The sequence below is a fragment of the Flindersiella endophytica genome, from assembly GCF_054779015.1.
In genome coordinates this window covers 772,235-785,388 of sequence record NZ_BAAGYY010000024.1, presented here as the reverse complement: position 1 = coordinate 785,388, position 13,154 = coordinate 772,235, and the positions used below count along the sequence as shown (strand labels likewise).

Genomic DNA, 13,154 nt, shown 5'->3' with positions numbered 1-13,154 from the left:
CGACGGAGCCGGGTGACGCCGGCCCGAGCTCAGGCGGGCAAGGACTCCGGCAGGCCGAACAACGGGAACAGCGACAGGTCGAAGAACGCGACGACCTTCTCCACCAGTTCCTTGCCGACCGTGAGCACCTGCACCGAGTGCGGCTCGAACGCCGTCCGCCCCTCGCGCCGGATGTACAGCGCCACCGCGGGCTGCCCGTTGGCCGACGCGCGGACGGCCCGCATCCGTCCGGGTGCGCCCGGGCAGTGCGCGAGCGTGAGCCGCACCACGTTCTCCCGACCGACGAACCACTCGGGGAACGGCGGCATCTCCCACACGACGTCCTCGTGCAGCACCTCGGTGAGTGCCGTCATGTCGAAGCTCTCGAACGCCTTGAGGTAGCGCTCCAGGAACTCCTGCCTGGCCGGGTCGTCGAGATCTCCGACCGACTCCTCCGCCGGCGAGATCTCCTCCAGCTGTGCCCGCGCCCGCTGCAGCGCGCTGTTGACCGCCGCCGTGGACGTGTCGAGCAGGTCGGCGACCTCGGCGGCTCGCCAGGCGAGTACGTCGCGGAGGATGAGCACCGCCCGCTGCCGGGCCGGCAGGTGCTGCAGCGCCGCGACCAGGGCCAGCCGCACGCTGTCGCGGGAGACCGCGACCGCGGCCGGGTCCTCCGGCTCGGTGGCGTAGAGCACGTCCGGCAGGGGCTGCAGCCAGCTGATCTCCTCGTCCGGGTGCAGCGGACCTTCCGGCTCACCGTGAGGCCCGCCCAGTCCGGTCGGCAGCGGCCGCCGGCCGCGGCTCTCGAGCGCCGTCAGGCACGCCGACGTGGCGATGCGGTACATCCAGGTACGCAGCGACGACCGGCCCTCGAAGCCGTCGAAGGAGCGCCAGGCCCGCAGGTAGGTCTCCTGCACCAGATCCTCGGCGTCGTGCACGGAACCGAGCATGCGGTAACAGTGTGCGAGCAGCTCGCGACGGTACGGGTCGGTCAGGCGCGCGAAGTCTTCTCTGTCCTGCTGCATACAAAGAAAGACCGCCGCCGATGTCGAAAGTCATCGATGAGATTCGTCGACAAGTGAGGTCAGTACCAGAAGAGGGCCTGACCAGCCCAGAACCGACGAGGAGAAACGCCATGTGCCCCGCCTGCGCCACGATCGCCCTGACCATCGCCGGTGTGTCGTACGCCGTCAACAAGCTCCGCAAGCAGTCCGCGAACCACGAGCGCGACGACGCGGAGACAAGCGCGAACGCTACGAACGCTGTCGCCTGAGCGCCCAGGTTCGCAGCCGCCCGAGCAGCGCCACGACCGCCCACAGGGCGAGCGTGGCCAGCTCGATGCCTGCCACACCCAGCACGAAGGCCAGCACCCACCCCCAGCTGTCCGCCATCATCCCGGCCACCAGCAGGACGCCGCCGGTAACGACGCCGGCCGGGATCGTCTGCTGGACCACGCGGGCCGGCGCGCCGAACGCCCGCAACGCCAACGCGACCGGCACCGCCAGCAGGATGACCACGATCGAGAGCGCGAACAGAATCGGAGAGAACTCCACGGCCCCAGCGTGCCAGGCCGGCCCTCCCGGCGATCCACCCCTATTGCGATGGCCAGGTGGTGAACGTCAGCTGCAGCTGGCCGGGGCTCGGCCCGGGTCCGCTCTCGACCGAGGCCGCCGAGAAGCGCCCTTCGTCGGTGCGTACGCAGAACGCCTCACCCGGTGGCAGGTCTTGCACGGGCACCCGCTGGTTGGTGTACGTCGCCGTCGCGCAGGTCTGGTACGACACGTCGGAGGTTCCGATGTCGGCGATCCAGGTGTTGTTCACCGGTGTGACGAAGCGTTCGTCGGCGGTGTCGGCCTCGAACCAGATGTCGGCACCGTCCTGCGTCTGCAGTCCCTCGTCCAGGTCGGCGAGGAACGTCTGCTGCACGGTCAGCATGCCGCTCATGTAGAACCGGGGCGCGACCGTCGCAGGGGAGGACGGCTCCATCGTCGCGGGCGGAGGCAGGACCGGCTTGATCGACGGCGTGGGCAGGCTGCCGCTCTCGGAGGAGGAGGGCATGCCGTCGTCGGAGCCCTCCGGATCGTCCGACTCCTCCGGTGTAGGCGTCTCCTGCGGCAGAGGTGACGGCTCCGCGGTCGGCCCTGGGAGGTTCTGCGTGGGTGCCGGCGACGGAACGGCTGTCGGGCCGATCGTCGTGGTGGTCACCACCGGCGGAGGTGGCTCCTTCAGCAGCGTGTACACGCCGTACGACACCGACGCCACACCCAGAGCCGCGATCGCCGGGATCAGCCAGCGCGGGAGGTACGGCAGCTGGACGAACGTACCGGTCACGGGCAGGGTCTCCGGCGGGCCTGGTGGCGGCCCGCCCGGCATCGGCGCGGGCAGGTGCTCGACCCGGACCTCGAACTCCCGTTGGGCTTCCGGACCGACCCAGCGCCGCCGGTCGGGCTTGACCAGGATGTCCGTCGTCAGCACGGTCCCCGGCGGGATCTCCAGCCGCGGCGCGGAAACCTTGAACAGCAAGGCGATCTCCGGATCACCGGCCATGATCCGCGCACTGATCGGCAGGTTCCCCGTGTTGGCCAGTGCGAGCCGGTACCGGGCCTTGCGCCGGCTGCGCGCGATCCGCGGCACCAGCTTCGCGTCGAGCGACTCGAACGATCCAACGGTCAGCACGCCGTCGGCGAACGCGCCGACAGTGGGGTTGACCGTCGAGCGCGCCTGCACGCGAAACGGCACGGTCCCGGTCGGCGTGTGCGGATACCGCGGCGGCCGGATCCGAACCTGTACCGTCCGCTCGCCGTCGGGGAACAGCTCGACCTGGGAAGGTTCGACGACCGACCAGGGTGCGGGCGCGCCCAGCACCTCGATGAAGACGCGCTCGACGATCGTTCCGCGGTTGGTGACCGTCACCTCCGCCACGACCTCGTTGCCCGGCTCCACGACGTCCTGCGGGACCTCCATCGAGATGTACAGCAGTTGCCGTTGCTCCGGCGGGAGCTCACGGCGCTCACCCGGCAGCTGTGGCCGGTAGGGATCGCCGTACATCATCACAACCCCCTGTCAGGGACGGCTAGTTCGAACGTTCGAAGGTGGCGAAGGTGATTCGAAGCTGGCCCGGGGTTGGACTGGGTAGTTCGTCTACGCGGAACATGGATGCGCGGTCCTCACTGGTCTTGACGCACACGACCGAGCCGACCGCCAGGTCGGCGAACGAGATCGAGTCGTCCTTCAGCTCCGCCGTGGCACAGGCGTCGAACGAGGGCTGGACCCGGCCGAGGTTCGCCAGTAGCGCGTCGTTGGCCGGCTCGAGCACGCGGTTCTCGTCGTTGTCGCCGACGAACGCGACGTCCGATCCGTCCGCGCCTGCTTCCACCAGCTCGCCGTTGTCCAGGTTGAGCGCGCCGGGCTGCGGGATCGTGGCCTCCTGCTGGATCCGGACCTTCGGTCCGGGGGGCGGCGTGTTCTGGTTCTGATCGCCGTTGTTGTTGTCGCCCTGGTCACCCTGATCGCTCTGGTCGCCTTCGTCCTGATTCTGATCCGGAGTCTGGGTTTCCTGCGGCTGCTGCTGGTCGTCCTGTTGCTGGTCGGCCTGCTGTTGCTGTTGGTCGGCCTGCTGCTGGGCGGTGAACGGGTTCTCGTTGGCAGCGTTCTGCTGCTGGACCGCCGGCCGGATGATGAACGCCGCGATCAGCGCGACCGCCGCGGCCGCGGCACCGACGAGCAGCATGATCGGCCACTTCGGGATGATCGGCAGCTGCACCAGGCTGCCGTTCAACGGGACCGGCGCGGCACCGTACGGCTGGACCTCGACGGTGAACGGCCGTTGCGCCTCCTGCCCGGTCCAGATCAGCTGCCGCGGCTTCATCACCAGCCGGGCCTGTGCCGTGCTGCCCGGCGGGACCGTCAGCGCCTGCGGTGACGCGGTCGCGACCAGCGCGTGCTCGGGGTCGTCGGCCACGATGCGCGCCTGCACCGGCTGGTTTCCGCCGTTCATGACGGTGATCTGGTACGTGCCGCGAAGCTTCTTGCGGACGATCTGCGGCGCGATCCGGGCGCTGAGCACGTCGAACCCGGAGACGACGACCACGCCCGACTCAGCGGCGCCGACCGACGTGTCGACCTGGGAGGTGGCCCGCACCTGGAACGGCATCGGCCCGCTCGCCGTGAACGACTCCCTGGGCGGCGTGAACGTGATCTGGACCATGCCCTCGGCGTCGGGGTAGAGCTGGATGCGCGGGTTGTCGATCTGCGCCCAAGCACCGGCAGGCCCCACCACGTCGATGCCGACGTCCTCGACAATCGTTCCCTGGTTGCGAATCGTCACCTCCACCGTTGCCTGCCCACCTGGATCGACGGGCACGGTCGAGGTGGCGATCGCGATGCTCAACGCCTGCCGCTGCGACAACGGGCCTTCCTGCCGGTAGCCCGGCGGGCGCGCCTGCTCCGGCGTCGGCAGCCGCGGACCGGGCACGTTCGCCGGCGTGCTCGACCACTCGAGGTACGCACCGCAGTTGGTGCAGAACGCCGATCCAACCGAGTTCTGGAATCCGCATACCGGACAGTTCATTACTGAAGCTCCCTCACCAAGTCGTAATAGGCACCGAACTCCGAGGGCAGGCAGAGCCGGCCGAGCTTCCGGTACTCCCGTGCGACCGCCGCCACCAGCTCGGCCATGCCGACCGCCACCTCGCGTTCCGCGGCGAGATAGGCCGCGGTGACCGCGATCGACCGGATGTTGCCACCCGCCAGCTCGAACGACTGTGCGCAGAAGTCCAGGTCCAGGTTGCCGGCGCGGGGCAGGATCGAACCCAGGCAGGTCTCCCACAGCAGCTTGCGGTGATCCTCGTCGGGCAGCGGAAAGTCGATGATGACGTCGAGCCTTCTGGTGAAGGCGTCGTCGACGTTGGCGCGCAGGTTCGTGGCCAGGATCGCGAGGCCGTCGAACGACTCCATCCGTTGCAGGAGGTACGCCGTCTCGACGTTGGCGTACCGGTCGTGGGCGTCGCGTACCTCCGAGCGCTTGCCGAAGATGGCGTCGGCCTCGTCGAAGAGCAGGACGCCGTTGACGCCGGTCGCCTCGGTGAAGATGCGCTCGAGGTTCTTCTCGGTCTCGCCGACGTACTTGTCGACAACGGTCGCGAGGTCGACGGCGTACAGGTCGAGCCCGAGCTCGGCGGCGATCACTTCGGCCGACATGGTCTTGCCGGTGCCGGAGTCGCCGGCGAACAACGCCGTGACGCCGACGCCACGGCCACCGCCCGGCCGCATCCGCCAGTCCCGCAACACCTGCTCGCGGTGCCGGGCCCTGGCCGTGAGCTCCTGCAGGCCTTCGAGAACGAGCGGCGGCAGTACGAGGTCCTTCCAGCCGACGCCGGGCTCGATCCGGCGCGCCAGCCGCTCCAGCCCGCCGGCGTTCTGCGCGCGGGCGCCGGCTCGCAGGTGCGCGGCCGTCACCACGCCACCGTCCAGCAACGACTGCTGGCGGGCGGCCTGCGCGGCCTTGCGTACCTGCCCGGCCGACAGTGCGTACTGGCTCACGACCGTGGTGTGGTCGAGGTCGTCGGGAGCCTGCTCGGCGAGGTAGCTCCGCCACAACCGGGCGCGGTCGGCGGGTCGCTGGACCGGTACGTCGACCAGGACGGGAGGCGTGCTGGACCAGTGCGGATCCCAGGTGCCGCTGCCGATCAGCAGCACGGGCACGGGCAGGTCGGCGAACGCACGTACGTCGGCCGCGCCGCGGTCCGACAGCGCCTCGACCGGTCCGGCCACGAGGCCGGCGCCACGCAGCCGGGCCTCGCGCGCCAACAACCGAGCGGCGTACGCCGCGTCCTCGCCGGTACCCAGCCGGCCGAGGTCGACGCCGAGAATCGTGAAGCCCGCCTGCGAAAGCCCGCCGAACGCCGCCGCCATCGCCGCGCCACCCGGCCGGTCGCGCAGGTAGAACTGCTCCGCTCCGGCGCGCAGCGCGTTCGCCAGGCCCGGCACCACGTCGGTGTCGACGTCGAGCGGCTCGGCAGCCGTCAGCGCCGCGTCGTCGTCGTCCGTCACCAGGTGCGCCACCGCGGGATCGGGCCGGTCGTCGTCGAGCAGGTGGGCCGTCACCCGGTCGGGTACGCGTAGCGAGCGGGTCAGGAACGGGCGTTCGGGCTCCTCCACCAGGACGAGCCCGCCCGTCACCAGCGGGCCGTTCGGACCGAGCCGGGCCCGGCCCGGCGAGACGGTTGACTCGCCGCACAACTCGAGCGCGAGCCCGATCGTCGGGCGGCGCCTCGTCACGTCGTCGTTGAGGTAGCCGTACAGCCGCTCGAAGCCCGCGTCCAGGTCCGGCGCGAGCGCGACCAGCAGCAGTTGCACGTCGAGGTCGGAGAGGCCGAATCCCTTGCGCAGCCGGCGAAGCCGCGGCGGTTCCGGCGCGGCGTCCGCGTCGGCCTCGACCCGTCGCAGCAGCGCGAGCGTCTCGTCGTCGAGCGTGACCGGAGGCGCGAGCGCCGCGACGGCCGAGGCCAGCAGCCGGTCCACCTGGTCGTCGGACACGTACAACCCGCGGTACGGGTCGTCCGGTTCCGGGTCCGTGCTGCGCCGGTCGGCGACCAGCGCGGCGACCTGACGGCGTACGACACCGACCCGGCCGAGGAGGTAGGCGAGACCGGCCTCAGTCATTCCGGAGCTCCCGCCGCAGCCGGCGGCGGCGTCCGGCCAGCGACGACTCGTCGACGACCGCGTCGGGGTGTCCGGCCCCGATACCCGTTGCCAGAGCGTCGTTGCCCAGCTTGATGAGCGGCGGCTCCAGTGCCGGCGCGGCGGCGGGGTAGACCCGGCCGGTGTCGGTCGGCGCGCTCACCACGATGTCCAGTGACGGCTTCAGCTCACCGCCGAGTGCTGTCCACACGTCGGCGAACGAACGGTCCTGCGGCGGCGGCAGCGCGATCGTCACGGGCACTTCCAGGCCGAGCTCGCGCAACGAGCCGGTGAGCATGTCATCCGGAAGCTTCTCGTAGCGCAGGAAGCACTGCAGGACCGAGGCGAGCAGCCGGTGCTCGTCCTCGGGACGTTGGGTCCACGCGGTGATGAGGTAGGAGAACTTGAAGTATCGCGGCGGTAGCCGCCGTTCGGTGACGCGGCCTTCCTCGTTGTACTCGTTGATCAGGCCGCGTTCCCGGCGCCGCAGGTCCTCGCGGATGTCGTAGAGATAGACGTCGACCGTGGGCGTGTTGCGGCGCGCCGACCATTCCCTGGTCGGCGCGTCGAACACGACCTCGACGCCGGAACCGTTCACGACCTCGCGGCGAACGAGCGTTCGCAGTGCCTCATCGACTTCGTGGATCACACTGTCTCCGTTCGCTAGCGCCTGCTGATGAACCGTCGTGGTGCGACCGGGTTCGGTACGACCAGGTGTGGTGCGGTCACGTCCGCGAAGCTGTCCACCGGACCGGCCGCGATGGCCTCACGCTGACCGATCTGGTCGCGCGGGAACACGAGCATCCGGAACCGGAAGACACCGTTGGCGTCTGTTCGTACGGTTGTGCCGGCCGCGGGGTTCAATCCCTTGTCCCAGCGCAACGTGATGTCGGTGTCGGCGGGGAAGTCGCGGCCGACCACCAGCGCGGTGAAGCCGGGCGAGCCGACCTTCGGGATCTCCAGCCTGGGCTGGTGTACGGGAATCGACGCGCGGACCTCGTTGTCGGTCAGGTCCGGTTCCGTGGTGCTCGTGGTGGCCAGCGCACTGGTCAGGAGCGTGCCCGCGGCGGCCGGGCGTACCTTCACCACGACCTTCAGCGGAGCGGCGCCCGGCGCGAGGTCACCGAACTCGCAGCGCAGCACCGGGGCGACCACGCAGGTGCCGGCCGACGGCGTGACGGTTCCGACCTGGAGTCCGGCCGGCAGCCGGTGGATCAGCGTCACCTCGCGGGCGATCGCCGTTCCCGTGTTGGTGATCCGCAGCGTGTACGTCACGATCCCGCCGACGAAGCCGGGCTTCGGTGCGACCTGCTGCGTCAGCACGAGATCGGCCGGGCGCACCGTCGAGGACAGCACGACCTGGTTGTTGTCGGGATTCTCGTCTGGAACGGAGGTGAGCGCGTCCAGCGTCGTGATCAGGTCACCGGCCCGGTTCGGTACGACCGTGACGGTGAACGTCCGGCTGTCACCCGCGGGCAACGTGCCGAGCTCACAGCGGAGCTTCCGGTTGGCCGTCGTGCACGGCGTCGAGGACTCGATCGTCGCGGCCGGTGGCGGGAAGTTCCAGCTGATCTGGACCACGGTGTCGGCCGCGGCGGCCGGCCCGCTGTTGGCGACCACGACCTCGTAGGTGAGTGGCTGGTTGCCGTCGACCGGCTCCGGCTTCGCCGTCGCCTCGATGGCGAGACCGGTGCCGCGTACGGTCGTGGTGGTGTCGACGCGGTTGCTCGACGGGTCGGAGTCCGGGATGTCGAGCAGGACCTGCGTACGGTTCACGATGTCGCCGACGACGAACGGCCGGATCGCGATCTCCACGGTCGTGGTGGCCTCCGGCGCCAGCGTGCCGAGCTGGCAGCGGATCACGCGGCCGTTGACCGCGCAGTTGGCGGGAACACTCTCGACGCGCACCGCGGACGGCAGCGTGTCGACGACCTGGACCTGCGCGGCCTGCGGTCCGTTGTTGGTGACGGTGATCGTGTAGGTCAGGACCTCGCCATAGGGCACGGGGTCTGGGTCGTCGGCCACGGTGACCGCGATGTCGGTGCCGCGGACGAGCGTGGTCTCGGAGTCGGTGTTGTTGCTCTCGTCGGGATCGGCCGTCTCGCTGGAGACCCTGGCCGTGTTCACGATCTCGCCGGGATTCTGTGGCCGGACGACGATCGTGACCGTACGGGTCTCGCCGTTGGGTATGTCGCCGAGCGCGCAGCTGACCGTCTGGCCGTTGGCGGAGCAGTCGCCGGACGGCGTGGTCGACACCAGGTCCACGTCGGCGGGCAGGGTGTCGGTCAGCTGTACGTCGGTCGCGGTGTCGGTTCCGTGGTTGATGACGGCGACGGTGTACGTCACGGTGTCACCGAGCAGCACAGGATCCGCCGCGTCGGACTTGTCCACGGTGAGGTCCGCGCAGATGATGTGCACAGTGTGGGTCGCGGTGTTGTTGTCCTGGCCGGGATCCCGCGAGTCGGTGCTGACGGTGGCGGTGTTCACGATGTCGCCGCAGCGCGCGACGATGCGTACCTCGATGCGGAACGTCGCCCACGACTCGGCGCTCATCGTTCCGGCGTTGCAGGTCACCGTCTGGCCGCTTCGCTCGCAGCCCTCGTCGACCGAGAGGATCTCGACCTCGGCCGGCAGCGTGTCGACGACCGTGACGTTACGGGCCCTGGCCGGGCCGGCGTTGTTGACGTCGAGGAAGTAGGTGAACTGCGTACCCGGGTCGGCGTCGACGGCGGCGTTGTCCGGTGCCCTGGCCGCTCGTTGCGCCCGGGCGGTCACGTCGCCACCGCCCTCGCCCTCGTCGAGCGACGAACTCTTGAAGATCCGCACGTCGGCGTCGGAGATGATGTGCACGGTCTTCGACCCGGAGTTGTTGGCAGGATCAGGATCGGTGCTCGTGGTCGTGACCGTCGCCGTGTTCACCGCGTCGCCGGAAGCGTCCAGCTTCACTCGCACGCTGATGCTGAACGTGCGTCCGTCGCCGGCAGCGAGGCTGTCCACGGTGCAGGTGATCGTCGTCGTGCCGGTGCAGCCCGAACCGAGCTCCACCAGCTCGATCTGATCGGGCAGGGTGTCGCTGACCACGACGTTGCGAGCCGTGGCCGGGCCGCTGTTGAACACGTCGAGGAGATACCTGAACTCGTCGCCGGGCTCGGCGGAGTCGATCTCGCTCTCGCCCTGGATGGCGCGCTTGTCGATGTCGACGTCCGCGTCGGCGACGACGTGCACGGTCGCGTCGTCGGAGTTGTCGGCGCCGTTCGGATCCTCGGTGTCGCTGGTGACGGTCGCGGTGTTCACCGCGTCGCCGGTCTTCGCGTCCGCCTTGACCCGTACGGTGATCTGGAACCGGATGCTGAAGCCGGCCGCCAGGCTGGCCGTCGTGCAGGTCACGGTCGTCGTACCCGTGCAGCCCGCGCCGGCCGAGACGAACTCCACCTCCGGCGGCAGGGTGTCGGTGACCGTCACGTTCGTGGCCGTGCGCGGCCCGTTGTTGTAGACGTCGAGGTAGTAGGTGAACTCGTCGCCGGGCTCCACGTCCGGGATCGCGCTCGTTCCCAGCTTGGCCTTCTTCAACTGGGCGTTGGTGGTCTTCCTGGCCTTGGGCGCGACGTCGACGATGACGGGGTCGAGCGAGGTGCTCTTGAACAACGCGAGGTCCGCGGTCGGCCGTACCGGCTGCCAGGCGGGGGTGAGCTCGTCGGGATTGCTGGAGGTCACGTCGACGGGGTTGTTGCCCGTACCGGAATCGAACACCCAGATGTCGGATTGCCCTTGCGGAGCGGCGAGAGCGCTGGTTCGCGCCTGGGCGCGTCCCGAGCCCGAGCCGCCGCCGATGATGACCGGGTTGAACGCCGACGTGGCGATCTTCGCGCCGTCCGGCGACCAGGCAGGGCCGAGCTCGTCGAGACCGGTGCCCGGGTTGAGCTCGCGCAGGTTCTGGCCGTTGGCGTCGATGAGCGTGGTCCTCGTCCGCTCCCGGGGGAACGCCAGGTAACGCTCGAACGCGATCGTTCGCCCGTCCGGTGACCAGGCGGGCTGGACGTCGTCGTAGAAGCGGGAACCGCCCTCGACGATGAGGTCCTTGGTGTACTCAACCGGGTTGGAGCCATCGGCGTTGGCGACCCAGAGGTTGGCCTGATGAGTGGCGAAGTCCGCGGCGTAGGCGATCTTCGTGCCGTCCGGGGAGAACGCGGGATAGTCGATGTAGTTGTTCCTGTTACCAGGAGGGCCGATCGTGTAGAAGTTCGCCGGGTTGGCCAGCTCGAACACCACGAGATTGGTGCTGATGCTGAACGCGATCCGCGTGCCGTCCGCGGACCACGCGGGACGGTAGGCGCTCCCGATCCCGATCGAGCCACGCAGCGCGGCGGAGACGTTGGTGAGTCCGGTGCCGTCGGCGTTCACCACCCAGATGTCCTGGGAGGCCACCGGTGCGGCTCCCGGGTCGCTCTTCAGTCGTGGAGTGTCTGGTGGCGCGACGGTACGGCGCGAGAACGCGATCCGGTTGCCGTCGGGCGACCACGCCGGGTCCAGGTCCTCGACGTCGCCGGCGGGTCGTTCGACCACCGAGAGGTCGGCCTGCTGAGTGGCGTCGGCGCGCATCGTCCAGATGTGCTTCTGGCCGCCGGCGGCCGGCCGGACGAACGCGATCAGGGCGTCCGCGGGGTTGGTCGGGGCCAGACCGGCGCGCTGGGGCGCCGAGGCCGGCGGTGGGCCGACCGGTGGTTCGGCAACGGCCGATCCGGCGATCGGAGACGATTGGGCCTGGCTGGCGCCGAACGCGAGCGCGCAAGCGAGTACCGCGAGACCGGCCAAACCGCTGACGGTCACGCGCTTGCGGATACTGGAGCTGGTCACACTGGTCACGACAGAGTCCTCCCGGGGGTAAGACTCGCCCGATCCGGACCGATCGAGTACCGGCCAAGGTCCGACCATCAGGGCAGAAGTCCTTGCCCGAATGGGTACCTCTCGGGACGCTCCCAGCGACGGCGCCCGCTCGTACGGTCATGGCATGCCCGCCCATGTCTTCATCACAGGCCCGGCCGAACCCACCGGGACGCTCTTCGTCGAGCCCGACGGAGAGGTGACCTGCCAGGCCAGGGTCCGAAACACCGGGACCATCGTCGACCGGTTCACCATCGAGGTGGTCGGAAAGGCCGCCAGCTGGGTCGAGGTGGAGCCGCCCGTCCTCTCGTTGTTCCCCGACGAGGAGGGCGAAGTCACGTTGCGGTTCACGCCGCCACGGGCCTCGCACGTGTCGGCCGGGCAGGTCCCGTTCGGCGTGATGGTGACCTCCAGCGAGGATCACCGCAGCACGGTCGCCGAGGCCGTGCTCGAAGTCGGCGCCGCGACCGAGATCTTCGCCGAGCTGATCCCGCGCACGTCGCGGGGCCGCCGGGTCGGCCGCCATCAGCTGGCGATCGACAACCGGGGGAACGTGCCGGTCGACCTCGAGATCAGGGCCGCCGACCACGACGGCGAGATGCGTGTACGGGTCGACCCGCCCAAGCTGCGCGTCGAGCCGGGCGCGGCCGCGTTCGCCAAGGTCACGGTCAAGCCGGAGACGGGCTTCTGGCGCGGGCCGGCGCAGACCAAGCCGTTCGGCCTGCTGGTGGAGTACGGGCAGGAGCCGTACCCCGTCGAAGGAACCATGCTGCAGGAGGCCAAGCTCCCACGCTGGCTGCTGCCGGCGCTGCTCACCGCGGTGGCAGGCCTTGCCGTGCTCGCCGTGGCGTGGTTCGGGCTGCTTCGTCCGCAGATCAACTCCGCCGCGAAGACGGCCGTACGCCAGGAGGCCAAGCAGGCACAGCAGGCGGCGGCCAAGGCCAACGACCAGGCCGCGGCGGCCGCCAAGGACGCCGGTGACGCGGCGACGAAGGCGGACGCGGCGGCCAAGCAGGCGGCGGCTTCGAAGAAGACCGCCGAGAAGATGGACAAGAAGAGCGACAAGGTCGACGAGATCATCAACAACCCGAACGTGCAGGACGTGGTGAAGGGTGAAGGCGGGCTCGACGGCACGCCGTTCGACGACCGGCTCACGGTGCAGGCCGCGGTCGGCGACACCGGCACCGACTCGCTGACCGTTCCGAAGAACACGATCCTCTCGCTGACCGACCTCGTGATCGAGAACTCCCAGGGCGACACCGGAACGCTGACGCTGCGCCGCGGCGATGCGGTCCTGCTGTCGGTCGGCCTGGAGAACATCCGGCTCTACGACCTGCACTACGTCTCACCGATCCGGGTCGACGCCGGCCAGGAGCTCACGATGAGCGTCCGCTGTGCGGCGACGACGGCGACGGGCGGGAAGTGCCAGGCGGCGATCGACCTGGCCGGGTTCACCAACGCCAAGCCGAAGCCGAAGAAGACGGTGCCGGGCCAGGGTGAGCAGACCGCCAACCAGTAGTGAGCGCGCGAGCCCGGCCCTCCGGGCTCGCGAATGACCACGTTAACTACGGATTTCCGTGCTTCGCCACGCATCGAGACGTGGCGAAGCACGT

Annotated in this window: 9 protein-coding genes; 2 read left to right on the top strand and 7 right to left on the bottom strand. The window is 69.8% G+C overall.

The features are described 5' to 3' along the window. Window positions 1-29 precede the first annotated feature (29 nt). Window positions 30-1,004 (bottom strand): sigma-70 family RNA polymerase sigma factor, encoded by a 975-nt coding sequence (locus ACYVF6_RS31410; RefSeq protein WP_460526254.1) that lies wholly within the window; start codon window positions 1,002-1,004, stop codon window positions 30-32. 110 nt (window positions 1,005-1,114) lie between these two features. On the opposite strand from ACYVF6_RS31410, the gene ACYVF6_RS31405 reads away from it, so the two are divergent. Then, on the top strand, window positions 1,115-1,252 hold the full coding sequence (locus tag ACYVF6_RS31405) for a hypothetical protein (protein ID WP_460526252.1): 138 nt from the start codon (window positions 1,115-1,117) through the stop codon (window positions 1,250-1,252). Here ACYVF6_RS31405 and ACYVF6_RS31400 read toward each other — a convergent pair. Genes ACYVF6_RS31400 through ACYVF6_RS31375 form a run of 6 tightly spaced genes read right to left on the bottom strand, consistent with a single transcriptional unit; the run spans window position 1,233 to window position 11,523 of the window. Next, window positions 1,233-1,532 (bottom strand): hypothetical protein, encoded by a 300-nt coding sequence (locus ACYVF6_RS31400; protein WP_460526251.1) that lies wholly within the window; start codon window positions 1,530-1,532, stop codon window positions 1,233-1,235. The genes ACYVF6_RS31405 and ACYVF6_RS31400 overlap by 20 nt on opposite strands. Window positions 1,533-1,572: 40 nt before the next feature. Beyond that, entirely contained in the window at window positions 1,573-3,030 is a 1,458-nt protein-coding gene (locus ACYVF6_RS31395) for a COG1470 family protein (RefSeq protein WP_460526250.1), read from the bottom strand. Between the two features lie 22 nt (window positions 3,031-3,052). Beyond that, complete coding sequence (locus tag ACYVF6_RS31390; RefSeq protein WP_460526249.1) at window positions 3,053-4,549, bottom strand: hypothetical protein; 1,497 nt, start codon at window positions 4,547-4,549, stop codon at window positions 3,053-3,055. After that, window positions 4,549-6,642, bottom strand: coding sequence for an ATP-binding protein (locus ACYVF6_RS31385; RefSeq protein WP_460526248.1), 2,094 nt, complete (start codon window positions 6,640-6,642; stop codon window positions 4,549-4,551). The genes ACYVF6_RS31390 and ACYVF6_RS31385 overlap by 1 nt, the downstream gene beginning before the upstream one ends. Continuing rightward, window positions 6,635-7,309, bottom strand: a complete 675-nt coding sequence (locus ACYVF6_RS31380; protein ID WP_460526247.1) for a Pvc16 family protein — start codon at window positions 7,307-7,309, stop codon at window positions 6,635-6,637. The genes ACYVF6_RS31385 and ACYVF6_RS31380 overlap by 8 nt, the downstream gene beginning before the upstream one ends. Window positions 7,310-7,323: 14 nt before the next feature. Beyond that, window positions 7,324-11,523, bottom strand: coding sequence for a DUF7933 domain-containing protein (locus ACYVF6_RS31375; RefSeq protein WP_460526246.1), 4,200 nt, complete (start codon window positions 11,521-11,523; stop codon window positions 7,324-7,326). A 145-nt stretch (window positions 11,524-11,668) separates the two neighbouring features. Between ACYVF6_RS31375 and ACYVF6_RS31370 the strand changes: the two genes are divergently transcribed. Continuing rightward, window positions 11,669-13,060: a COG1470 family protein gene (locus ACYVF6_RS31370; RefSeq protein ID WP_460526245.1), complete on the top strand. Its 1,392-nt coding sequence runs from the start codon at window positions 11,669-11,671 to the stop codon at window positions 13,058-13,060. Window positions 13,061-13,154: the final 94 nt, after the last annotated feature.